We start from the raw sequence: 22,915 nt of genomic DNA, 5'->3' as shown, positions 1-22,915 counted from the left end.
TGAATTGATGTAAAATTGTTTAAAAAAATTAAAAGTTATGAGAAAGTTATTATTTGCACTATTAGTATTGCCATTTTTTACCGCATGTAACCAAAAAGAGTTAAAGGAACTTCGCCAGCAGAATGCACAACTTACCCAAATGGCTGTTGAAAAAGATTCTACTATTGATGATTTTGTAGAATCTTTTGATGTGATTGCAGCTAACATTAATATTATCAAAGAGAAAGAGAATATTATTAAGGTGAATGCAAAAGAAAATCCATCTGTTGGACAGAAAGAACAAATCGTAAATGATCTGAATATGGTTCGTGACCTTTTAGAAGATAACAAAGCGAAGTTGGAGAGTTTAGATAAAAAATTAAAAAACAGTTGGTATCAAAATTCAAAATTGAAAAAATTAGTTGCTGGACTAAAATCTCAAATTGAAGAAAAAGATGCTTCGATAACTGCTCTTTCTACACAGCTTGCTCACTTAAACGTAGAGGTGGAGAATCTTAATGGACAGGTTACCGAATTAAATGGCACCGTAGTAGCTTTAAATACTCAAAACGAAGATAAAGATAAAGTTATCGCAGAGCAAACTAATAATTTGCATACCGGACACTATGTTATAGGTGACATGAAAGAGCTAAAAATGAAAAATGTGGTAACAACTACTGGTGGTCTTTTAGGAATTGGTGCTACTAGTAAATTGAATCAAAAAATCAATCCTGATAATTTCAATACTATCGATATTACCGAAACTACAACGATACCTGTAAATGGTAAAAAAGTAAGCTTGGTAACTTCTCACCCAAGTGATTCCTACAGAATTGAAGGTACAGATAAAGAGGTAGAAGCAATCAAAATTCTTAATCCTGAAGAATTTTGGAAAGCATCAAAATATTTAGTTATTGCTGTGAAGTAATCGTACTATTTAACTTATAATATAAAGCTCCAAACCTTACGGCTTGGGGCTTTTATTATGCTGTTAATTATACAGTTTTTAAGCAAAAAACTTTCCGTCGTAAATTTTGGATACAATCAAAAGAATGATGGCTACGGCTGCCATGCCAAATTCACCATCATTAGCTACTATATGTGCGCTAAAGGCGATCAGAAAGTCGAAGAAAATCCGGCGTATGCCCATTCTTTTAAAAGTGCTGATTTCTTACTTAGTATAGCTATTAACCCTAATAGTTTTGCCAGAGCTAAAGGATAAATAAGAAAAGTAGGAAAACCCAGATGGGTGAATGTTTTACTTACCATTTCGTGTTTCAAAATGTACAGGCTTATCGATATTAACATGAGGACTATCAATAGTCCTGTAACAATCCAATAAATAATCTTGTTTCTTTTTTCCATTGGTTGAATTTATAGTTGATTAAATAAATCGTTAATAATAAAAATTAATTAAAAAGTTAACTAAAATTATTCAGCTATTGTTCTCTCTGTTTTGATAAAAGTCTAGAGTGTAATCTGTGCGACAAGAATAGAGATTTACTTTTTAAAATAATTTCCCGACTAGAGTAGTAACGTATAAGCTTCTGAATAGCTGTTGTTTTCTTGTTTTTTCGTAACTTAAAGTGAGCCTTTGGATATTTTATTGTGTGTGTTCTATACACTTTGATACGGATTGATGTTATAACGGATAAAGCTAGTAGATATGTCTAATTTAAAAGAAGAAATAAGAAACAACCTTAACAAATTACAGGATGAAATTAATTTTATTTTTGCTCAAGGTCGAGATACTGTTCTATCCGAAGTTACGGTAGGACAAGTGTATGGTGGGATGCGAGGATTAACTGCTTTAGCGTGCAATACTTCTTATGTGGATCCTTATTCCGGATTGCATATTGGAGAATATACTACTGAAGATTTTTCATCCAGGTTACCAGAAGAAATATTTTTCCTATTGTGTACTGGTAAATTTCCAGAGAGTGATTTTATTGGAAAGTTTAGGGAAGATCTCAACCAGCGTACCTCAGTTCCAGAATATACTTGGAATTTATTACGCACACTTCCTAAGGATACACATCCCATGACAATGTTGAGTTTAGGAATTTTGTCTATGGAAAAGGAGTCGGTTTTTAAGAAAGAGTACCAAAAAGGAATTCAAAAAAGTCAATATTGGGAGTATACTTTAGAAGATGCACTAAATGTAATTGCGAAATTACCCGAACTTGCAGCTGGAATATATCGAATCCGTTTTGGTGACGGTAATTTGATTCCTCATAATCCTGATTTAGATTGGGCTGGTAATTTGGCAAATATGTTGGGATTACCGAATTCTGGAAAGGACTTTTCCGAGCTAATTCGTTTGTACTTGGTTTTACATTGCGATCACGAAGGAGGTAATGTGAGTGCTTTTACTTCCCGGGTAGTGAATTCTGCCTTATCTGATCTTTATTATGCAATTTCTGCAGGCTTGAATGGTTTGGCTGGTCCACTTCATGGATTAGCAAATCAGGAATGCCTTAAGTTTATTTTAAAAATTGATGATCGATATGGAGATTCGCTTACCGAAGAGGAGGTACGAAAATATGTGTTTGAAACACTTGATTCCGGTAAAGTAATTCCCGGATATGGTCATGCAGTATTACGGGTTACCGATCCCAGGTTTACTGCATTTATGAAATTCGGAGATACCTATTGTGCCGAAAATAATTGTTTTAAAATTACGAAAAAGTTATTTGCAGTTGTACCAGGGATATTGAAAACCTATAAAGGCGGTAAAGTTGCAAATCCTTGGCCTAATGTCGATGCTGTTTCCGGATCATTGTTGTATAATTTTGGCTTAGATCAATTTGACTATTATACCGTGTTATTCGGTGTTTCCAGGATATTGGGATTTTGCGCGCAAAATATACTGGCTCTAGGTTTGGGACAACCTATTATTAGACCTAAAAGTGTTACCAATAAATGGATAATAGATAAGCTGAGAGAGAGGTAGTAGAGGAAAATGTATCGCACCTTTCTTTCTGGAATAAGCATCACTTATTTAATTTCATTAGGTTTTGAATGATATAAAGTAATTATCTTAGCGGCTCAAAAAAAGAGAGATTAAGATGATTACTGTAGATGCATTAGCTGTTGAGTTTGGAGGAACGAGTCTGTTTCAGGATATTTCTTTTGTGATTAATGAGAAAGATAGAATAGCCCTGATGGGAAAAAATGGAGCGGGAAAATCAACCCTTCTTAAAATTATTGTCGGTGTAGATACGCCAACTCGGGGTCGGGTGTCTTGTCCTAAGGATAAGGTGATTGCTTATTTACCTCAGCATTTAATGACTTCAAATAGTAGAACTGTTTTTGAAGAAACAGCTCAGGCATTTGCTTCTATCTTTGAAATGGAAAAACAGATAGAAGTATTGAATCTGGAGCTGGCTTCGCGAACCGATTTCGAATCGGATGGTTATTATAAATTGATTGAGGATGTATCTTCCTTAAGTGAGAAATTTTATTCCATCGAGGAGATTAATTTCGATTCTGAGATTGAAAAAATACTTCAAGGTTTAGGATTTCAGCGAGAGGATTTTACTCGTCCTACTAGTGAGTTTAGTGGTGGATGGCGCATGAGAATAGAATTGGCCAAAATATTATTGCAAAAACCAGACTTGATTCTATTGGATGAGCCAACCAATCATTTAGATATTGAATCGATTCAATGGCTGGAGGAATTCTTGATTAATTCCGGTAAGGCTGTTATGATTATTTCTCACGATAGAGCCTTTGTGGACAGAATTACTACTCGAACCATTGAGATCACTATGGGACGAATCTATGACTATAAAGCTAATTATTCGGAGTATCTTAACTTGCGGAAGGACAGAAGGGTACATCAGCAAAAAGCTTATAATGAGCAGCAAAAAATGATAGCTGAAAACAGAGCTTTTATCGAAAGGTTTAAAGGGACTTACTCTAAAACTTTGCAGGTTCAATCAAGGGTTAAAATGCTCGAGAAATTAATTTTGGTAGAAGTGGATGAGGAGGATACTTCTGCTTTGAGATTGAAATTTCCACCAGCGCCACGTTCTGGTAATTATCCTGTTATTATACAGGATTTATCTAAGAGATATGGCGATCATTTGGTTTTCGGCGATGTGAATTTAAGTTTGCAGCGAGGAGAGAAAATAGCCTTTGTAGGAAAAAATGGAGAGGGAAAATCTACTTTAGTGCAAGCTATCATGAAGGAAATTGAACATGATGGTACGCTTGAACTCGGACACAATACTAAAATTGGGTACTTTGCTCAGAATCAAGCTTCCTTAATGGAGGAGGAATTAACTGTTTTTCAAACTATTGATTTGGTTGCTATAGGTGATATCCGAACGAAAATTAAAGATTTATTAGGTGCTTTTATGTTTGGAGGAGATAATTCAGCAAAAAAAGTGAAAGTACTGTCGGGAGGGGAAAGAACCAGATTGGCAATGATTAAATTGCTATTGGAGCCTGTTAATCTGCTCATTCTTGACGAGCCTACCAATCATTTGGATATGAAAACCAAAGATATTTTGAAATCTGCATTGAAAGATTTTGATGGAACTTTAATTGTGGTTTCGCACGATAGGGATTTTTTGGATGGATTGGTTGAGAAGGTATATGAATTTGGGGATAAGCGGGTAAAAGAACATATGGGAGATATTTATTCTTTCCTAAGTAAGAAGAAATTGAGCAATCTTAAGGAATTAGAAAGAACTAACTTATAAGCTGCTGATTAAACGAAAATTGCAGTATTAATCGCGCATTAATACAAACAGAAAAATCGTCTCAAACTAAGGTTTAAGACGATTTTCACAAAGTTAATAATTTATAGTACTATTTGGCTGTTTGTGCTTTTCCCACTACAGCTTTAAATGCTTCTGGATGATTTACTGCTAAATCTGCTAAAACCTTACGGTTAATTTCAATATTAGCTTTGTGCATCAAACCGATTAATTGAGAATAAGATAATCCTTCTAATCTGGCAGCAGCATTAATACGCTGAATCCATAATGCTCTGAAGTTTGATTTCTTTTTCTTTCTATCACGATATGCATATTGCAAACCTTTTTCCCATGTGTTTTTTGCAACGGTCCAAACATTTGCTCTTGCTCCAAAGTAACCTTTGGTTTCCTTTAGAATTTTCTTCCTTCTAGCTCTAGATGCTACAGAATTTACTGATCTTGGCATAATTCCTAAATTTTGAATGTTAGCGTTCCCCTTAAGGACTCTTTGGTGCTAAATCACTCGGTTAATAACTAAAAAAATCAATTACTGATTTCTACAACATGTTAAGCATTAACTTAACATTCTTTTGGTCTGCTTTATTTACAGTACCGAAGTAAGTAAGATTTCTCTTTCTTTTAGTGCTTTTTTTAGTCAAAATATGACTTTTAAAAGCGTGCTTTCTTTTGATTTTCCCAGATGCAGTCAAAGTAAATCTTTTCTTTGCGCTGCAATTTGTTTTCATCTTAGGCATTGTACAACTAATTATTGATTATATAAACTATTTAACTTTTTTCTTTGGTGTAAGAAACATGGTCATGCGTTTACCTTCTAATCTTGGAAGCTGTTCCACTTTACCTAGTTCCTCTAAATCCTGTGCAAATTTAAGCAATAATATTTCACCTTTGTCTTTGAACAGAATTGAACGACCTTTAAAGAATACGTAAGCTTTTACTTTCGCTCCTTCATTTAGAAATTTTTCAGCATGTTTTAACTTAAAGTTATAATCATGTTCGTCGGTATTTGGTCCGAAACGAATTTCTTTAACAATAACTTTAACTGCCTTGGCCTTCATTTCCTTTTGTTTCTTTTTCTGTTGATAAAGAAACTTGTTGTAATCGATGATCTTACATACTGGTGGATCGGCGTTAGGCGAAATTTCAACTAAATCCAATTCTTGATCTTCAGCAAATTTTAAAGCTTCAGTAATTGAATAAACTCCTGGCTCAACGTTGTCTCCTACAACGCGAACACTACGGGCTCTAATTAACTTATTTATTTTGTGTAGAGCCTCTTGAGGTTTTCTTCTTCCTCTGTTGTTTCTTTGAAATCCAGCTATGTCTAGGTCCTCCTGTTTAGTTAGTAATTCTCAATAGAAGATAATTGATCTTCTACTTCCTTATTTATAAATGTTGCAAATTGATCTATACTCATCAATCCCATATCTCCCTCTCCTTGTTTCCGAATAGAAAGTGTATTTTCTGTCACTTCTTTTTCGCCAACAATAATAAGGTATGGGATCTTTTTTAATTCGTTATCGCGGATTTTGCGACCGATTTTTTCGTTTCGATCATCTAATACGGCGCGAATATCGGAATTATTTAACGAATTTAAAACTTTTTTTGCATAATCGTTATATTTTTCGCTAATTGGCATAATTACAGCTTGTTCCGGTGTCAACCACAATGGGAATTTACCGCCTGTGTGTTCCAATAAAACTGCAACAAATCGTTCCATAGAACCGAATGGAGCTCTGTGAATCATAATTGGGCGATGTTTTTGATTGTCGCTTCCTACGTATTCCAATCCAAATCGCTCTGGTAAATTGTAATCTACCTGAATGGTTCCTAACTGCCATTTACGTCCGATAGCATCTTTAATCATGAAATCGAGTTTAGGACCATAAAAGGCTGCTTCGCCATATTCCACAATTGTATTTAAACCTTTCTCTTCAGCGGCTTCTATAATTGCCTTTTCAGCCTTATCCCAGTTTTCATCACTACCAATATATTTTTCACGATTTACTTGATCGCGTAATGAGATTTGTGCAGTAAATTCCTTGAAATCTAAAGCTTTAAAAATGATAAAGATAATATCAATAACTTTCTTGAATTCATCTTTAAGTTGATCCGGAGTACAGAATAAATGCGCATCATCTTGAGTAAAGCTTCTTACCCTGGTTAAACCGTGCAATTCCCCACTTTGTTCGTAACGATAAACGGTTCCGAACTCAGCATAACGAACAGGAAGATCCTTGTAGGAACGTGGTTTAAATTTATATGCTTCGCAATGGTGAGGACAATTCATTGGTTTCAATAAATATTCTTCCCCTTCTTGTGGCGTTTTAATGGATTGAAATGAATCTTCTCCATACTTCTCGTAGTGACCAGAAGTTTTGTAAAGATTGATATTTCCTATGTGTGGAGTGATGATTTGTTCGTATCCGAATTTTTTCTGAACACGTTTCAAAAATGTCTCCAGACTTTCTCGTAGTTGGGCACCTTTAGGTAACCATATTGGCATACCTTGTCCTACATTCTGTGAGAAGGTAAATAACTCCATCTCTTTTCCTAACTTACGGTGATCCCTTTTTTTCGCCTCTTCCATCATCACTATATATTCATCCAAAAATTTCTTTTTCGGAAAAGTAATTCCATATACTCGGGTAAGTTGAGGTCTTTTTTCATCACCGCGCCAATAGGCTCCGGCAATAGAATTTAATTTAATTGCCTTAATATAACTAGTATTTGGCAGGTGTGGACCTCTACATAAATCGGTAAAATTTCCCTGTTTGTAAAAGCTAATGGTTCCATCTTCCAATTCACTAATTAGTTCCAGCTTATATTCGTCATTTTTATCAGTGAAGTAAGATAAAGCTTCTTGCTTGCTTACCTCACTTCTAGTATATGTATTCTTGCATTGTGCAAGTTCCAGCATTTTCTTTTCAATTGCGGGAAGATCCTTATCGGTTAAAACCGTACCATTTCCTAAATCAATATCATAGTAAAAACCCATATCGATAGATGGACCAATACCAAATTTCACACCAGGATACAAAGCTTCAAGCGCTTCGGCCATTAGGTGAGCTGAACTGTGCCAAAATGCATCTTTACCTTCTTTGTCATCCCAGGTATGTAGCTTAATGGTAGCATCTTCCGTAATCGGACGAGTCAAATCCCAAACAGTATCATTTACTGTAATGGCAAGAACTTCCTTGGCTAATCGATTACTAATGCTTTTAGCAATTTCGAGACCGGAAATGCCAGCCTCAAAATCTTTTACAGTATTATCAGGAAATGTAATTTTAATCATTATTCGTATTTAAAATTCGTGTTTTTATTCGATCCTCAAAGATATAACTTTCTGCCTAAAACCTGCTTTAAAATCCGGGTCAATCTTCTGGTATTCCGAAGAATTCTGCCAAGCTAATTTAATTCCTAGGTTTATTTCTTGGGTGAATGGATTGAAAAGGATTTAAGGATTGTCCAATATCTATAGATTGTATGAGATAAATCAGCAAGGAATATCTGTTGTAAATGTTTCTTTTCTCTAAAAAAAATAGAATCTTTGGATTCTGTTTTAACAACTGATACTAATTGTAATAATTCAATAACTATGAAGAAGTTTAGGCAATTTTTAGCGCTGGGAATTTTATTGTGTTTCTCTATTCTCTCGTTTGCTCAGGATGATGTGAAGAAAATTACAATGGAGGATTTGATGCTGAATCGTTCATTTCATCAGAAATCAGTATATGGCTTACGATCTATGAATGATGGAGTCCATTATACTACACTTGAAGGTGATGGTACCTTGATTGTGAAATCTAATTACGCTACAGGTTTGGTGGTAGATACACTGCTCAATCTTACTACACTGAAAGATGCTGTGGTGAAAAAGATTAATGATTATGAATTTAGTGCTGATGAAAGTCGAATTCTATTAATGTCGAATCCAGAGCGAATTTATCGTCGTTCTTTTACTGCTGATTATTATGTGTTTTCATTTAAAAATAAGGAATTGCTTCCATTGTCGAAAAACGGTAGGCAGCGTTTGGCAACTTTTTCTCCGAACGGTAATAGAATCGCTTTTGTGAGAGATAATAATATTTACATCCATAATGTTCCTTTTGGTTCTGAGATTCGAATTACAAAAGATGGAGAATATAATAAAATTCAAAATGGATCTCCGGATTGGGTATACGAGGAAGAGTTTGAATTTAACAAAGCATTTGAATGGTCGCCTGATAGTAAGTTTTTAGCATATATGAAGTTTAATGAGAGTGCTGTGAAGCTTTTCAATATGACTAAATTCGAAGGTACAAATCCTCAGTTAAAGGAAAATGCGCTTTATCCAGAAAACTATACCTATAAATATCCTAAAGCAGGAGAAAAGAATTCTGAAGTTAGCGTTTGGGTTTATAATGTGGAGGATCGAGTTACAAAAAAAATGGATGTAGGAGAGGAGAAGGATCAATATATTCCCCGAATTAAATGGACTCAGAATCCTAAAATGCTTAGTATTCTTCGCTTGAATCGTCTTCAAAATAAATTGGAAATTCTACTTGCTAACTCAAAAACAGGAGCTTCTAATGTGATTCATTCTCAGGAAAATAAATATTATATTGAGGAATCTAATTTTGATTATCTAACCTTTCTTAAGGATGGAAAACATTTTATTTATCTAAGCGAACAGGATGGATTTAATCATCTTTATTTATATGATATGACAAATGTGGAGTCTTATCAGCAAATAACAAGTGGAGATTGGGATGTGACCGACTTTTTAGGATATGATGAAAGTAAAAAGCTTTGCTATTATCAGTCGGCAGAGGTTTCTCCTTTGGAGCGCAATGTTTATACAATCAAGTTAAATGGAACGGGTAAAAAACTTCTTACTCCCAAAAAAGGAACGAATAGAAGCGTATTTAGTAATGGCTATAAATTCTATATCAATTATTTTTCAAGCATTACACAACCCAACACGGTTAGCTTATTTAGTGGAAAAGGAAAGCAAATTAGAGTGTTAGAGGATAATCATGCTTTGGTTGAGAAATTAAAAGAATATCATTACCGTCCGAAAGAATTTACCATGTTACCAGCTGCTGATGGCATGACGATGTTGAATGCTTGGATGATTAAGCCATACGATTTTGATCCATCGAAAAAATACCCTGTTGTGATGACTCAGTATAGTGGTCCTAATTCTCAAGAGGTATTAAACTCATGGAGCTTTGACTGGTATCAATATTTGGCACAAGAAGGTTATATTGTAGTTTGCGTTGATCCCAGAGGAACTGGTGCTCGCGGACAGGTATTTAGAAAATGCACTTACATGCAATTGGGTAGGTTAGAGTCTGATGATCAGATTTCTGCTGCGAAAAGTCTTGCGAAAGAGAGTTTTATCGATGAAAATCGTATTGCAATTTGGGGATGGAGTTATGGTGGTTTTATGTCTTCTCTTTGTTTAGAAAAAGGGAATGACGTATTTAAATCAGCGATTGCTGTTGCTCCGGTTACCAACTGGAGATACTATGATTCTGTTTATACCGAACGATTTATGAGAACCCCACAGGAAAATCCTACCGGATACGATGATAACTCGCCAATTAACCATGTAAAGGAGTTAAAGGGTGCTTTATTGCTTTGTCATGGAACAGCGGATGATAATGTTCATGTTCAAAATACTTATGAGTTTGCAGAACGTTTGGTACAGGAAGATAAAGCATTTGAAATGCAAATGTATACCAATAGAAATCATAGTATATATGGCGGAAAAACCAGATTACACTTGTATAAAAGATTCAATAAGTTTTTAAAGCAAAATTTATAAATTAAGGATTTTAGTAATATAAGAAAGAGGAAAATGTTGTTTCATTTTCTTCTTTTCTTTTTGCCAAATAATCAGTTTTTTAGCCTTTAAATGGCAATGTTTTTGATATTTTTTTGCTGAAAACTCTTGTTAAAAGCATTGGATTATCTATATTTGCATCGCAAAACGAAAGAATAAAGGGTTTTTGCAAAATGCGAGAATAGCTCAGTTGGTAGAGCACAACCTTGCCAAGGTTGGGGTCGCGAGTTCGAGTCTCGTTTCTCGCTCAATATTACTTGCCTCGAGAGAGGATTTTACTGTATAATTAAGCATTATGGAAACTGTTTCTTATATTTTTAGGGAACAGTTTTTTTTTTGTAGATTAGGTGCCTAATTGATCCATTCCATCCCTCTTTAAGCATGGTAAGAAGAGCACTACAAAGGGAAGTTTCCTCTACTATGCGATCATGTTTTGATTTATGATGATTAATGCCGCCACGGAACTGAAATTGTTTACGTTCACCCGTATTTGGGTCGGCAAATCGAAATGCAACAAACCACAGCTTTTTTATGTTCCGATCAGTCGGAAATAATTTAGGTTCTGAATATGTATTTTTCATTGCGTAGGTTTTCAAAAAGTGATTGAGTTTTTGAAAACCTATCGCTAGTGCGTTGGAGAACGACTTAAAATAAGAGTGTTAACTCTATAAAACTTCTAAAAGTGCCCAGAACAAGACTCGAACTTGCACGACCATAAGGCCACCAGCCCCTCAAGCTGGCGTGTCTACCGATTCCACCACCTGGGCAAGGGCTAGCAAAATTAACAAAAAAGAAACAACCGCAAAGAGAATTTAAAATCTGAAATGCATATTTTGTTCTAAATGATAAAAAATCAGCACAAAGCACGCCTGGTAATTTTACTTTGGAGATCACATTCATTTCTTATCTTTGCAGCACTAAAAAAAATAGCCGATGTCTGTAAATAAAAATGATTACTCCTACTTAGATCAATTAACACTTCAGCCAGAAAAATGGGATGACTTAAATAAAAATGAAGTGCAGGTAATGGTGTTTCGTGCCTGTTATTTGTACGGAGAAAGCAGAAATAAACATATGATTTCTGCCTTATTCCAGCTATACGAATATTTGCAATCACACAGTACGAGCATGGAAAGAACCAAAATGCTTACCGCCTTAAGCGCTACCATTCGCAAGAAAAACCCACGTGCAATTATGGCTTTATTCCCATTTATTCAGGTAGAAGAAGATGGAGAAGTCATAAGAACAGCAAGTCAGTTTTTTGTAAATCTATCTGTCCTTAGTAACAAAGAATACCAATCTGGAGCTAACATCTTAATCGAACTAATACAAGATGCTCCAAAAGACAGCAAGTCAGCATATATAATTTTAGGTTTATTGGATGTAGATAATAAAAAAATCAAGCAACATCTCCGACTTCTAAAAAATAATCTTGGCAGTGAAGTATTAGGCATTCTTTATAATAACGGAATTCAGTTACAATAAACTTTTCATATACTAATTCCAAGCAAATCAAGTCTCTTACACCTATACATCTGGATTTTCACATCTTTTAACGTTAAAATAAAATACTAAAAGGTATTTTTATATAGTTTTGATTTATTAAAAATAGAAATAGCAAAAAAAATCGGCGCTATTTATAAAATAAATCAAATGAAAAAGTACACACAGATGTTGTTTTTAATCCTGACAATTAGCATGATAGGATTTACAAATATAAATGCTCAAAACAATTTGCCGGATGCTTTGAAAAAGGCAAAACTAGAAAACAAGCAAGTATTGATTAATTTTTCCGGGTCAGATTGGTGTCGTTCTTGTATATTATTACGTAAAACTATTCTGAGCACTAATGAATTTAAAGATTTTGCTGCAAATAATTTAGTTATCCTAAATGCAGATTTTCCTCGACTAAAGAAAAATAAACTTCCTAAGGAACAAGTTGAAATCAACGAAAAACTTGCTGCTAAGTACAATCCAAAAGGACAATTTCCTACAGTCATTTTAATGGATAGTGATGGAAAAGTATTAGGAAGAACTGGATATAAAAAGCTGAACCCTTCGGAATACGTACGACACATTCAATCTATTATTAATAATTAGAAATGCGAAGAATAATAAGCATATGCCTTCTTTGTATCGGACTAGTATCTGGTGCCCATGCTCAGCAAAGTAGATCTCACACCAAGGTTCTGCTTTTAATGGGATCGCGTTTCGAGATGACTGCTGTTTGTTCTGATGAGGATAAAGCAGATTTGGCAATAAGTGCAGGCATTAAGGAGATCAAAAGAATAGAAAAATTGATTTCGTCCTGGGATGCTAATTCGCAAACCAGTAAAATTATTCGAAATGCAGGTGTTAAACCTGTAAAAGTAGATCGTGAATTATTTAATCTAATTCGGCGAAGTATTAAAATATCAGATCTTACACATGGAGCCTTTGATATTAGTTATGCCTCCATGGATAAAATTTGGAAATTTGATGGTAGCATGAAGAAAATGCCTGATTCAGCTAGTATTAGAAGCTCTGTAGCTAAAATAAATTATAAAAATATTATCCTGAACGATTCTGAAACCACTGTGTTTTTAAAAGAAAAGGGAATGAAAATAGGTTTTGGTGGTATAGGTAAAGGATATGCTGCCAATAAAGCATTAGAAATCATGTCGAAAATGGGCTTGGTTGGCGCTTTGGTTAATGCTTCGGGAGATTTAATTAGTTGGGGAAAAGACGAAGGTCAAAAAAATTGGAAAATAGGGATTTCGAATCCAAAGCAAAAAGATAAAATATTTTCCTGGTTAAGTATTGGTGAAACTGCTGTGGTAACATCCGGAAACTATGAGAAATATGTTCGCTTTAAAGGTATAAGATATTCTCATATTATCGATCCCCGAACAGGATATCCGGTAAGAGGATTAAATAGTGTGACCATTATTTGCCCTAATGCTGAACTTGCAGATGCTTTAGCTACCTCGGTATTTGTATTGGGCAAGCAAAAAGGTTTGGAGTTAATTAACCATTTAAACGGAGTGGAATGTATTTTGGTGACAGATGATCAAAAAATGATTACTTCTGCCAATATCAAATTAGATTTTAATGCAAATCAGAAAAGTACAAAACATCAAATTCAAATAGGTGCTATACAAAATTAGAGCATTTGATAGTTTGATAACAAATAGCAAACGAATAGAATGATAATCACTAATTGTGTTAACTTATACAATCCTGTGATATTAATATTAAAAAATACGCATGAAAAGAAAAAGCAAAATAAACCTGGTTCTGATGGGATTTTTGGCAATGATTGCTTTGAACAGCTGCGTTTCTGTTGCAGCCTATCAGAAAACATATCTTAATGATGAAGAAATGGCTCTCCAAGCCAAAAAACTGGAAGTTTATGAAACCAATTTCGAAGCTTACCGTGAAGGTGCCGCTGGTGCTAATGGAGGAAAGTCTGGAGGAGGATGCGGATGCAACTAAAGAATCTATTCACCGCGCTATTCCTTTTATCTGTAAGCGTAAGTAGTTTTGCCCAAACAAATAAAAATAGTCTGGACGACAGACAGGAAGAAAGTCGTAAACAAGTCAAAACCACTACTGATCAAAGTGATTTCAAAGATGTGGAAGTAAATTTTTTACTGAATTATTACAATCAGGATGGAGATCATTCACCAGTAACAGGGGGACGAGGTACCGAACAATTGGACAATATCGCACCAAGCTTTGTAGTTCATGTTCCTATGGATTCCCTATCAAATCTGGATTTGAATTTCGGTATCGATATTTACTCCTCTGCCTCTACTAACAATATCGACTACTTCGAAACACATAAGACATCGGCTTCCAGTAGTGATTCCAGAGCACATATTAATGTTGCCTATTCACACAACCTGCCAAAGTCGGGAAATGCTTATAGTGCCTTGGCTGGTTTCTCAAAGGAATTTGATGTTACCTCCTATCATTTGGGAGGATCATACACTATTAATTCAAAAGATCTGAATCGTTCATTAACCCTTGACGGATTATATATGAGCGACAGTTGGAAATTACTTTACCCATTTGAACTGAGAACCGGAACAAAATGGCTCAAAGATGATGTAAGAACGACCATGAAACTAGGACTTTCCTATTCACAGGTATTTGGAAAACGCTTACAAGCACTTTTTTCAGCAGAACTTGTATCTCAAACTGGTTTGTTATCAACCCCCTTTCATCGGGTATTTTTTGACGATGCATTTGCTTTTGCAGATAATAAATCAGCACTGCGATCACTTAGCCATGTAGAAATGTTGGATGATAATCGACTGAAAATTCCCATCTCGATGCGGTGGAGCTACTACCTTAATGATTTTATGCGGGTAAAAGCATTCTACCGATTTTATACAGACAATTGGGGAATAACGGCACATACTGCCAGTATCGAACTTCCCATGATGATATCCTCCTCTTTTATTGTTTCTCCCTTTTACAGATATCATACTCAAACCGCTGCAGATGATTTCTTTGAATTTGGAACTGTGAGTGTAAGTAATACACCTCAATTCTATACCTCAGATCATGACTTGTCCGATTTTAATAGTCATAAAGTGGGATTAGGATTACAATATTCTCCATTAATGGGTATTGGTAATTTCAAATCATTAGTTCGGAAAAACAGAATTGCTCAATTTAAGAGTATAGGCTTGAGAACTGCCTACTACAAAAGAAGTGATGGTTTACATGCATGGCTGGTAAGTCTTGATTTTGGTTTTACATTTTAAGCTAAATATGAATAATTAAAAAATGAGCTATTTCTCCTGGAATAGCTCATTTTTTTGTGTCATTATATAGTAGGATTATACCAAACTTACCTTGAGAATTAATTATTTGGCTTAATATTTTGATTTACCCGAAATAAATTATCAGGATCATATTGGGCTTTAAGTTTTGCTAATCGATTGTAGTTATGCTTATAGCTGGCCTTTATTCTATCTTGACCTTCATCCATCATAAAATTTGAATAAGCACCACCCGAAGAGTAGGGATGTAAAGCTTCCCAATAGTCCTTGCACCAATTGGTAATTTTTTCTGCATTCACAGGATCCGGATCTACCCCAACAATAACACCCGCATATTTTGCATCTCTATATGCCCATGGAGTATCTTCTTTTCCCACTCTGCTGGCTGCACCACTAATCGGATACATGTGCATTTGGGAAAGAGGAGTAGGAATACTAGACCCAAACTTTAGGTGTTGAGCACGTGCATCCATTCCCAGTTCTGTATAAAAGTCTGCTCTCCAATACCATTGCATTCCCGGAGGCATTAATCCGTCAAACAGAGTTTGAATAGAGGGGTAAGGCATTTCTCCGACGAATTCGAAAATTGGATTTTTATCTCTAACAGCTTTAAATACTTCTTCAAACTTATCGGGTGATCCTGTATAGCACCATACAATTCCACAAAATTTTTTGTTATGAAGGTGTTCAGGAAAAGGATCGCCTGGAATTATCATGATAGCTGCAAAACCATTTAAGTCTTCTGGTGCATCATGAATAAATCTATGATACCATTCCATTACTTCATCGGTTTGCTCAAGGGGCCAAAGTGTAGGACCTCCAATGACAGTTTTTACAGGATGAGCCTGAAATTTAAAGGAGGTGACAATTCCGAAGTTTCCTCCTCCTCCCCGGATAGCCCAAAAAAGATCCGTGTTCTGATCTTTATTTACAGTTACAACCGATCCATCAGCCAATACCATGTCAGCTTCAAGTAGGTTGTCGATAGTAAGTCCATATTTTCTGGAAAGATGACCTACGCCACCTCCAAGTGTTAATCCTCCAACTCCGGTAGTAGAAATAATACCTGCTGGAACGGCCAATCCAAACGGATGAGTAGCATGATCTACTTCGCCCCAGAGATTGCCTCCACCCACACGCACGGTATTGTCAGAAGTATTTACCCTAACAAATTTAAGGCCGGACAAATCAATTACTAATCCCTCATTGCAGAGTCCTAGGCCTCCACCATTATGACCACCTCCTCGAACAGCTACAAGAAGATTATTGTCCCTGCCAAAATTTACTGCGGCTATCACATCAGCAACATCCACACACATAACAAACATACCTGGTTGTTTATCTATCATGCCATTGTAAACTTTGCGAGTTTCGTCAAAATCAGCATCTATAGGCATTATTATTTTGCCTCGTAGTTGATTTTTAAATGATTCAATGATTGTTTGTTCAATCTCTTTTATTGTCTTCATAGCAGTAATCTATTTGTTGATATATTAAAATTACGCTTCGACAAGCTAAGTAGCTGTCAGTTGTGATTCAAATGCTGAAACTATTGAATCAAAGAAATACCTAATGGGTGGTTTTGAAAAGATCTGTATAGGAGGAGGGGCTTAACCCAAATCTTTTTCGAAAAGCTCTTGCAAAATAAGTAGGGCTGTTAAACCCATGACCATATCCTATTTCAGCTACTGTTTCATTGTTATTCTTTAAAGCTCTCAGAGTATGGCGGAGTTTTATTTCCTGAATAAGCTCATTGGTTGCAATTCCTGTTAATGCTTTAATTTTCCTATAAGCCTTAGATTTACTTAATCCTAAAGACAAACTTAATTTTTTACTATTAAAATCAGTGTCATGTAGTTTTTCATTTACTTTTAGAATTAATGAATTGATGAAAATGAAATCTTCTGTTTTTAAAACTCTGAACTCTTCAGCACTGGTATTGGTGGGGCTGCCTTCTTTGATAGAAAGTAATTTTGTTGATTCGTCGAGGTAAATGATATTATTCAAGCCTATCATACATATCTGATTTACTCTTTTCTTGGTTTCCTCAAAAATCTCAGTTCCGGTTTCGTCAACAGGGCTTCCTGTTACCAGTCCAATTCTGAATTCAATGTTATCAGGACTATTTTTTAATAGCTTAGTTAGCATTTGTGCACATTGGATAGCTTTTGAGGCTGAAACGAAAGAAACCAGAATATCTTCATTCGGCTGTAGAATTATAGTTCCCTCGCTTTCTTCGATCAAGGTTAATTCCTCCTCAAGAAGGAGATCGTATTTTCGAGTAAAATCAAAATGGTTAATTAATAAAATGGTTCTATAACCCTCGTCAATTTCCCCTGTGAGTGTTTGAGCTAAATCAACCTCATTTTTATCCCCTATGCCTAAAAAGAGATGATATTCATCATCGGAAACCTCAATGATATTACATGCAGTTAAACCGTGTGATTCCTTGTGAACCGCATTGCACGATTCTTTATCGGGACCCTGCATTAAACAAAAGATGGTCTTATTTTCCACGTTTACCCAATACTTTCGTTGGGTGACTCCGAATTTTTTTTCTACTGCCAAATCTTTCATATGTGCTTTCACAACATCCTCAACCGAGAAGTCATCTGAATCAACAGTATGTATGTCCATGTATAAAGGCATATCTTAAACGGTATTTATTTTTCTTTTGGTCTTTATAAAATTAAAGGATATTCGAACTGACAAATAATAATAGCTATTTTTTGTTTCTGTTCAATTCGCTATCCTTGATGAGTTAGCCTCACCTATATGGCTAATGGTGAAAGCTATGATTTCGGGATGTAAAATTCGTTAGGGTTTTCCAGGGTAGAAATCAAGTTAGTTAAAAATACAACAAACTTTTCACAATGTGAAAAAGCAAGATGAACGATTAGGTTTTGTTTTACCTTGAAGAATCATTGCTGGTATTGCTCTGTCTTGAACGAATCTGCATCATGTTTCTATCTGCTTTTCTTCTAATTTTATATCAATAAATGATCGGTGACCTAAGTATGTCTTTTTATAATGCTGTTCTTTTTTATCATACTAGGATCTTAAGGAATAACTACATATTTCTCTACTCACAAAGCCTATTTTGTTATATTTTGCACTATTTTAGATTCTTCAAATAAATTAGATTTTATGATTGGCACATTTGTTAATGTTATTGCAGTTCTTATTGGTGGTAGCATCGGACTCCTTTTTCGTAGTCGTATACCCGAACGAATGTTCACCATCGTTTTTCAGGCGATTGGAATTTTTACATTGTATTTGGGAATTAGCATGGCTTTAAAAGCAAATGAACTTCTAATTATGGTGTTTAGTTTGGTGGTAGGTTCTTTAATTGGTGAATTACTCCGCTTAGAGGATCACGTTGAGAGTTGGAGTGGTAAGTTGAAAAAGAAAATAGGTAGCGAAAATGATAAATTCTCGACAGGATTGGTGACTGCTTTCATGCTATTTTGCTTAGGCGCAATGACCGTATTGGGGAGCATGGAGGAAGGAATGGGAAAAGAACCAACCTTACTTTTAACCAAGTCTATGATGGATGGATTTTCTTCCGTTGCCTTGGCTGCTGTTATGGGGTCAGGAGTTTTGTTTGCAGCCATTCCATTATTGATTTATCAGGGAGGACTTACCTTATTAGCAGCTTTGTTTGGAGATGTTATTCCGCCGGTAATTATTACCGAGTTAAGTGGGGTAGGAGGTGTCCTGATTATAGGCTTGGGAATTAGTATCCTTGAGTTAAAAAAAATTAAGGTGTTGAATATGCTTCCAGCCTTGTTGGTAGAGGCCTTGTTGTGTTATATCTTTTTGTAAATTTGTATTCCCGCAAACCGCAGGATAACTAAAATTTAGATTGCTTTGAAACAAGAAATTAAAAATGCCCTTATCCAATTATTCGAGTCCTGGGCTGACGATAAAGTAGTGGAAACCGAACTATTACCGCAGTCGGGTTCGTATCGGGAATATATCCGATTAATCGGTCAAAAAAGAATAGTGCTAGGTGCTTTTAATGAAGATAAAAAGGAAAATCATGCATTTGTGAGTTTCAGCAATCATTTCGCTTCTAAAGGTCTTCCGGTTCCCAAAATTTATCATCAGAACGAAGCTCAGAATATGTATCTGCTTCAGGATTTGGGAAACACAACCCTTTTCGATTACATTTTAAATTTGCGGGTAGGCGAGGGCTTTGCCAATGATTTGATCGTGATTTATAAAAAAATCATCAACCAATTGGTTCGTTTCCAGATAGAGGGGAGAGAAGGTTTGGATTATTCTGCTTGTTATCCCCGCGATAGTTTCGATAAGCAATCCATGATCTGGGATTTGCACTATTTTAAATATTATTTTCTAAAGTTGGCAAAGATCCCCTTTGATGAGCAACTTTTGGAAAATGACTATCAGAATTTTACAGATTATTTGTTAGAAGCTCCCCGAGATTATTTTTTGTATCGAGATTTTCAATCCCGAAATATTATGCTGGTAAACGGAGAACCTTGGTTTATCGATTATCAAGGGGGAAGGAAAGGAGCTTTGCAATACGATTTGGCCTCTTTGCTTTACGATGCTAAGGCAGATCTCCCTCAGGAAGTTCGGGATGAATTATTAGAATATTACATACAGGAAGTTCAAAAAGTTCAGGCTGTGGATGTCGATGCATTTCGTTCTTTCTTTCATGGATATGTGTTGATCAGAATCATGCAGGCGATGGGAGCTTACGGATTTAGAGGGTTTTATGAACGCAAAGAACATTTTTTGAAGTCTATCCCTTTTGCATTGCAGAATTTAAATATCATATTATCTCGCTTAAATCTTCCGGTGGAATTGCCGGAGCTCACCATGGTGCTAAATGCTGTCTTGCAATCAGATTTTTTGAAGCAGGTGGGACAGAAGGAGAAAATAAAACTGCATGTGGAAATCAATAGTTTTTCCTATCGAAGAGGAATTCCCTTGGATAAAACTACCAATGGAGGCGGTTTTGTTTTCGATTGTCGTGCCATTCATAATCCAGGGAGATATCCCGAGTATGTAGAGATGACAGGTAAGGATCAGTCGGTAATCGATTTTTTTAAAGAACGTAGCGAAATGGATGATTTTCTGCAATCGGTATATGCTATTGTGGATATGAGTGTAAACAAATATATAAAACGAAATTTCCATGACTTACAAGTAAGCTTTGGTTGCACCGGCGGTCGCCACCGATCGGTTTTTTCTGCCGAGAGTTTGGCGAAACATCTGCGCGAAAAGTTCGATGTCAATATCAGTTTAAGACATATTGAAAGAGAAATAGAAGGAGAATAATGGGCAAGAAGCGTTGTAAATTATCGCCACAGGAGTATGCCCTTGAAGTATGCGATTCCGAAAACTTTGTCTGTAAAAAGTGCCATAGAGTGGCAATAAAGGCAAAACAAGTGTGTGCTGGAAAAAAAAATAAGCAATCGAAATAGAGGATTGTACTGAACCTTAAAAAATACCCGCATGTTGAATGCAATGATTTTTGCTGCCGGATTGGGTACGCGCTTGCGACCATTAACCGATAATAAACCAAAAGCATTGGTGGAATTGGCTGGTAAAACACTTCTGGAAAGAGCCATTCGAAATATGATTGATCTGAACGTAGATCGGATTGTGATTAATGTGCATCATCATGCCAATTTAATTGAGGAATTCTTAGAACAGAACCATAATTTTGGAGCAGATATTCGCATATCTGATGAACGGAATTGTTTGCTGGATACTGGTGGAGGGCTTAAAAAAGCAGCTGGTTTGTTTATTCCTAACGCACCAATCCTAATTTATAATGTGGATATTTTGGCTTCGCTTGATTTGAAGGATTTGATTACAGATCATCAAAAAACCGGTGCCCTGGTAAGCATGGTAATGCGCCTGAGAAAGAGCAGTCGATATCTTTATTTTAATCAGGAACATCAGCTTACCGGTTGGAAGAATTGTAAAACCGGCGAGATAAAACAAGCTAGAGTAGATATGGAGAAATCAACTCCGCTTGCCTTTAGCGGAATTCATTTGATTAGTCCGGAACTCCTACCATTGATTCAGGAAGAAGGGAAATTTTCGATTATCGATCTGTATTTAAGATTGGCAGCAAAAGAAAAAATCCTTTCCTTTATCGACGAATCGGAAATTTGGATGGATCTGGGGAAACCAGAACAGTTGGCTGAAGCTGAAAAATTTATTCTACAAAAAAAATAAAAGTGTAATTCTTAATAGTTTAAACGATGAATATCAAACCTATATTATTTGCGGCTTTACGAGTAGTTTTATATGCGATACCTGTTGCAATATCAGCTTTAATAATTAAAAGTGATGCAGGAGTTATAGTGGATGGAATGAAATTTAGCGAAAGCTCTTCAACAGAGTGGATGCAGGAAATTTACTTGCTTCTTACCAGCATGGTATTTATTGCCGCAGGTATTGTATCCAAAAAACATAAGGCGATATCTTACTTAATGGGAGGTGGTGCACTAGTTGCCCTTATCCGCGAATGGGATGCTTATTTCGATCAGATTTATCATGGAGCATGGCTGCCTTTTGCTGTGGTAATCCTATTAATTACTATTGTGTTGGTTTATAAAAAACGCGATCAATTGTTGGAGAATCTTGAGGATTTCTTTAACACTCCTGCATTTGGGACTTTTATTGCCGGTTTTCTTTGCGTGTTTGTTTTTTCTCGTTTGTTCGGAACCAAAAAAGTATGGCGTGCGGTATTTGAAGTGGGACAGTTGGAACCAATGCAACGCTGGGTAAAAAATGCAGTGGAAGAAGGTAGTGAGCTCTTCGGTTACACACTTTTGTTTATTGCTGCAATTGAATTTTTCGTTTTCGTGAAACGAAAAGTTAAAAACAAGATTGCGGAATAATTAGGCTGCCATTGAGAGGTGGAGGTACGGAGCCATGGCAATCTGTTCGAACACTGCAAAGCCAAAAAAAGAAAGTGCAATAAGTAACGGATTGTCACAGTCACTAGCGTTCCTTCATAAGGTCAGTCGATTCGGATCGTGGGAGCCGCGGCAATCAGTTTCTTCAAAGTTGTCATTGTGAGGCGGAGGCACGGAGCCGTGGCAATCTCTAACAAACTGCACCTGCTCTAATTCATAGCTGTCATTGCGAGCGTAGCGCGGCAATCCTTACGAATACTGCTAAGTACAAAAAACAATTGCAATTAGTTTTGCATTTAATAGAGCCTGAAAGGCTCCAATCTCATAGCCAGGGGCATCGCTCCTGGTATTTATGTACCACGGTTAATTCAGGCTGAAGGCCTGATATATTCCAGCCCTTCAGGCTGATGACTTACAGCTTTTTACACTAGGGGCGATGCCCCTAGTTCTAGTATGTTAGCCCTTCAGGTTACGGGATTAGCTGACTGAAGTGATGCTTTAGTGTGAAATGATCATTCGCGACGCAATAGGAAATCTCTTCAGGGATAGGATTGTAATGCTTTCGTTCATTTTGCCTTGATGCAAAAAGAACCAAAAAATCAAGAAAAAAATATGCTATCCCCACACTCTGGATATTCTTAACGACTTTTCTGGTTAGCAGAAAAGCCTAAATATCCATTCACCCCACCGCCGGCCCGCATTTTT

22 protein-coding genes and 2 tRNA genes are annotated in these 22,915 nt (G+C 35.9%); 14 read left to right on the top strand and 10 right to left on the bottom strand.

From position 1 onward, the window contains the following. Window positions 1-37 precede the first annotated feature (37 nt). Window positions 38-907 (top strand): Cbp1 family collagen-binding glycoprotein adhesin, encoded by an 870-nt coding sequence (locus DLK05_RS08890; RefSeq protein ID WP_127343655.1) that lies wholly within the window; start codon window positions 38-40, stop codon window positions 905-907. A gap of 78 nt (window positions 908-985) precedes the next feature. Here DLK05_RS08890 and DLK05_RS17500 read toward each other — a convergent pair whose 3' ends face one another. Together DLK05_RS17500 and DLK05_RS18045 are read right to left on the bottom strand one after the other, a co-directional pair. Then, window positions 986-1,129, bottom strand: coding sequence for a hypothetical protein (locus tag DLK05_RS17500; protein ID WP_209319811.1), 144 nt, complete (start codon window positions 1,127-1,129; stop codon window positions 986-988). Beyond that, entirely contained in the window at window positions 1,096-1,287 is a 192-nt protein-coding gene (locus DLK05_RS18045; protein WP_369073566.1) for a DoxX family protein, read from the bottom strand. The genes DLK05_RS17500 and DLK05_RS18045 overlap by 34 nt, the downstream gene beginning before the upstream one ends. Window positions 1,288-1,645: 358 nt before the next feature. Between DLK05_RS18045 and DLK05_RS08880 the strand changes: the two genes are divergently transcribed. Then, entirely contained in the window at window positions 1,646-2,932 is a 1,287-nt protein-coding gene (locus tag DLK05_RS08880; protein WP_127343654.1) for a citrate (Si)-synthase, read from the top strand. A 115-nt stretch (window positions 2,933-3,047) separates the two neighbouring features. After that, a complete protein-coding gene (locus DLK05_RS08875; RefSeq protein ID WP_127343653.1) occupies window positions 3,048-4,688 on the top strand; it encodes an ABC-F family ATP-binding cassette domain-containing protein in 1,641 nt (546 codons plus the stop codon). 109 nt (window positions 4,689-4,797) lie between these two features. On the opposite strand, the gene rplT is transcribed toward DLK05_RS08875, so the two are convergent. From rplT to thrS, 4 genes are all read right to left on the bottom strand, one after another. Beyond that, window positions 4,798-5,151 carry a 50S ribosomal protein L20 gene (rplT, locus tag DLK05_RS08870; protein ID WP_127343652.1) on the bottom strand — a complete coding sequence of 118 codons (354 nt, stop codon included), beginning with the start codon at window positions 5,149-5,151 and terminating at the stop codon, window positions 4,798-4,800. 91 nt (window positions 5,152-5,242) lie between these two features. Further along, window positions 5,243-5,431 carry a 50S ribosomal protein L35 gene (gene rpmI / locus DLK05_RS08865; RefSeq protein ID WP_425593783.1) on the bottom strand — a complete coding sequence of 63 codons (189 nt, stop codon included), beginning with the start codon at window positions 5,429-5,431 and terminating at the stop codon, window positions 5,243-5,245. A gap of 36 nt (window positions 5,432-5,467) precedes the next feature. Further along, entirely contained in the window at window positions 5,468-6,025 is a 558-nt protein-coding gene (gene infC, locus DLK05_RS08860) for a translation initiation factor IF-3 (RefSeq protein WP_127343651.1), read from the bottom strand. A gap of 20 nt (window positions 6,026-6,045) precedes the next feature. Beyond that, window positions 6,046-7,998, bottom strand: coding sequence for a threonine--tRNA ligase (gene thrS, locus DLK05_RS08855; RefSeq protein WP_127343650.1), 1,953 nt, complete (start codon window positions 7,996-7,998; stop codon window positions 6,046-6,048). A gap of 303 nt (window positions 7,999-8,301) precedes the next feature. Here thrS and DLK05_RS08850 point away from each other — a divergent pair, with 303 nt between their 5' ends. Continuing rightward, window positions 8,302-10,515: a S9 family peptidase gene (locus DLK05_RS08850; RefSeq protein ID WP_127343649.1), complete on the top strand. Its 2,214-nt coding sequence runs from the start codon at window positions 8,302-8,304 to the stop codon at window positions 10,513-10,515. A 193-nt stretch (window positions 10,516-10,708) separates the two neighbouring features. Further along, window positions 10,709-10,781, top strand: a tRNA-Gly gene (locus DLK05_RS08845). A 69-nt stretch (window positions 10,782-10,850) separates the two neighbouring features. Here the strand turns inward: DLK05_RS08845 and DLK05_RS08840 are convergent. Both DLK05_RS08840 and DLK05_RS08835 read right to left on the bottom strand, forming a co-directional pair. After that, window positions 10,851-11,114, bottom strand: a complete 264-nt coding sequence (locus DLK05_RS08840) for a hypothetical protein (protein ID WP_127343648.1) — start codon at window positions 11,112-11,114, stop codon at window positions 10,851-10,853. A 102-nt stretch (window positions 11,115-11,216) separates the two neighbouring features. Next, window positions 11,217-11,300: transfer RNA gene (locus tag DLK05_RS08835), tRNA-Leu, on the bottom strand. A gap of 166 nt (window positions 11,301-11,466) precedes the next feature. Here DLK05_RS08835 and DLK05_RS08830 point away from each other — a divergent pair. From DLK05_RS08830 to DLK05_RS08810, 5 genes are all read left to right on the top strand, one after another. Further along, window positions 11,467-12,018, top strand: coding sequence for a hypothetical protein (locus tag DLK05_RS08830; RefSeq protein WP_127343647.1), 552 nt, complete (start codon window positions 11,467-11,469; stop codon window positions 12,016-12,018). 168 nt (window positions 12,019-12,186) lie between these two features. Next, window positions 12,187-12,633 (top strand): thioredoxin family protein, encoded by a 447-nt coding sequence (locus DLK05_RS08825; RefSeq protein WP_127343646.1) that lies wholly within the window; start codon window positions 12,187-12,189, stop codon window positions 12,631-12,633. A 2-nt stretch (window positions 12,634-12,635) separates the two neighbouring features. Beyond that, window positions 12,636-13,679, top strand: coding sequence for an FAD:protein FMN transferase (locus DLK05_RS08820; protein ID WP_127343645.1), 1,044 nt, complete (start codon window positions 12,636-12,638; stop codon window positions 13,677-13,679). A 100-nt stretch (window positions 13,680-13,779) separates the two neighbouring features. After that, on the top strand, window positions 13,780-14,007 hold the full coding sequence (locus DLK05_RS08815; RefSeq protein ID WP_127343644.1) for a DUF4266 domain-containing protein: 228 nt from the start codon (window positions 13,780-13,782) through the stop codon (window positions 14,005-14,007). Then, window positions 13,998-15,287 carry a DUF3570 domain-containing protein gene (locus DLK05_RS08810; RefSeq protein WP_209319802.1) on the top strand — a complete coding sequence of 430 codons (1,290 nt, stop codon included), beginning with the start codon at window positions 13,998-14,000 and terminating at the stop codon, window positions 15,285-15,287. Before DLK05_RS08815 ends, DLK05_RS08810 begins: the two co-directional genes overlap by 10 nt. Window positions 15,288-15,385: 98 nt before the next feature. Here the strand turns inward: DLK05_RS08810 and DLK05_RS08805 are convergent, their stop codons facing one another. Both DLK05_RS08805 and DLK05_RS08800 read right to left on the bottom strand, forming a co-directional pair. Continuing rightward, complete coding sequence (locus tag DLK05_RS08805) at window positions 15,386-16,774, bottom strand: FAD-binding oxidoreductase (protein WP_127343642.1); 1,389 nt, start codon at window positions 16,772-16,774, stop codon at window positions 15,386-15,388. A 100-nt stretch (window positions 16,775-16,874) separates the two neighbouring features. Further along, complete coding sequence (locus DLK05_RS08800) at window positions 16,875-17,954, bottom strand: nickel-binding protein (protein WP_127343641.1); 1,080 nt, start codon at window positions 17,952-17,954, stop codon at window positions 16,875-16,877. A 498-nt stretch (window positions 17,955-18,452) separates the two neighbouring features. Between DLK05_RS08800 and DLK05_RS08795 the strand changes: the two genes are divergently transcribed. From DLK05_RS08795 to DLK05_RS08780, 4 genes are all read left to right on the top strand, one after another. After that, window positions 18,453-19,130, top strand: a complete 678-nt coding sequence (locus DLK05_RS08795; protein WP_127343640.1) for a DUF554 domain-containing protein — start codon at window positions 18,453-18,455, stop codon at window positions 19,128-19,130. Window positions 19,131-19,175: 45 nt separating this feature from the next. Continuing rightward, window positions 19,176-20,615, top strand: a complete 1,440-nt coding sequence (locus DLK05_RS08790) for a RapZ C-terminal domain-containing protein (RefSeq protein ID WP_127343639.1) — start codon at window positions 19,176-19,178, stop codon at window positions 20,613-20,615. A gap of 177 nt (window positions 20,616-20,792) precedes the next feature. Next, the gene (locus DLK05_RS08785; protein ID WP_209319801.1) at window positions 20,793-21,524 is read left to right on the top strand and encodes a nucleotidyltransferase family protein; all 732 of its coding nucleotides are present in this window, start codon (window positions 20,793-20,795) and stop codon (window positions 21,522-21,524) included. 26 nt (window positions 21,525-21,550) lie between these two features. Further along, window positions 21,551-22,192 carry a transporter gene (locus DLK05_RS08780; protein WP_127343638.1) on the top strand — a complete coding sequence of 214 codons (642 nt, stop codon included), beginning with the start codon at window positions 21,551-21,553 and terminating at the stop codon, window positions 22,190-22,192. Window positions 22,193-22,915 lie beyond the last annotated feature (723 nt).

The sequence above is a fragment of the Ancylomarina longa genome (assembly GCF_003996985.1).
Lineage (GTDB): Bacteria > Bacteroidota > Bacteroidia > Bacteroidales > Marinifilaceae > Ancylomarina_A > Ancylomarina_A longa.
Note: the sequence above shows the minus strand (reverse complement) of the source record. Positions and strands in the feature narration are given on the sequence as shown.

Bases quoted from the DNA above. Each gene is read 5' to 3' on its own strand.
- DLK05_RS08880 (WP_127343654.1), top strand. From the start codon at position 1,646: ATGTCTAATTTAAAAGAAGAAATAAGAAACAACCTTAACAAATTACAG.
- DLK05_RS08800 (WP_127343641.1), bottom strand. From the start codon at position 17,954: ATGCCTTTATACATGGACATACATACTGTTGATTCAGATGACTTCTCG.
- rpmI (WP_425593783.1), bottom strand. From the start codon at position 5,431: ATGAAAACAAATTGCAGCGCAAAGAAAAGATTTACTTTGACTGCATCT.
- DLK05_RS08815 (WP_127343644.1), top strand. From the start codon at position 13,780: ATGAAAAGAAAAAGCAAAATAAACCTGGTTCTGATGGGATTTTTGGCA.
- DLK05_RS08795 (WP_127343640.1), top strand. From the start codon at position 18,453: ATGATTGGCACATTTGTTAATGTTATTGCAGTTCTTATTGGTGGTAGC.
- thrS (WP_127343650.1), bottom strand. From the start codon at position 7,998: ATGATTAAAATTACATTTCCTGATAATACTGTAAAAGATTTTGAGGCT.
- DLK05_RS08780 (WP_127343638.1), top strand. From the start codon at position 21,551: ATGAATATCAAACCTATATTATTTGCGGCTTTACGAGTAGTTTTATAT.
- DLK05_RS18045 (WP_369073566.1), bottom strand. From the start codon at position 1,287: ATGTTAATATCGATAAGCCTGTACATTTTGAAACACGAAATGGTAAGT.
- DLK05_RS08805 (WP_127343642.1), bottom strand. From the start codon at position 16,774: ATGAAGACAATAAAAGAGATTGAACAAACAATCATTGAATCATTTAAA.
- DLK05_RS17500 (WP_209319811.1), bottom strand. From the start codon at position 1,129: ATGGGCATACGCCGGATTTTCTTCGACTTTCTGATCGCCTTTAGCGCA.
- DLK05_RS08820 (WP_127343645.1), top strand. From the start codon at position 12,636: ATGCGAAGAATAATAAGCATATGCCTTCTTTGTATCGGACTAGTATCT.
- rplT (WP_127343652.1), bottom strand. From the start codon at position 5,151: ATGCCAAGATCAGTAAATTCTGTAGCATCTAGAGCTAGAAGGAAGAAA.
- DLK05_RS08785 (WP_209319801.1), top strand. From the start codon at position 20,793: ATGTTGAATGCAATGATTTTTGCTGCCGGATTGGGTACGCGCTTGCGA.
- DLK05_RS08850 (WP_127343649.1), top strand. From the start codon at position 8,302: ATGAAGAAGTTTAGGCAATTTTTAGCGCTGGGAATTTTATTGTGTTTC.
- DLK05_RS08890 (WP_127343655.1), top strand. From the start codon at position 38: ATGAGAAAGTTATTATTTGCACTATTAGTATTGCCATTTTTTACCGCA.
- DLK05_RS08875 (WP_127343653.1), top strand. From the start codon at position 3,048: ATGATTACTGTAGATGCATTAGCTGTTGAGTTTGGAGGAACGAGTCTG.
- DLK05_RS08830 (WP_127343647.1), top strand. From the start codon at position 11,467: ATGTCTGTAAATAAAAATGATTACTCCTACTTAGATCAATTAACACTT.
- DLK05_RS08825 (WP_127343646.1), top strand. From the start codon at position 12,187: ATGAAAAAGTACACACAGATGTTGTTTTTAATCCTGACAATTAGCATG.
- DLK05_RS08810 (WP_209319802.1), top strand. From the start codon at position 13,998: ATGCAACTAAAGAATCTATTCACCGCGCTATTCCTTTTATCTGTAAGC.
- DLK05_RS08840 (WP_127343648.1), bottom strand. From the start codon at position 11,114: ATGAAAAATACATATTCAGAACCTAAATTATTTCCGACTGATCGGAAC.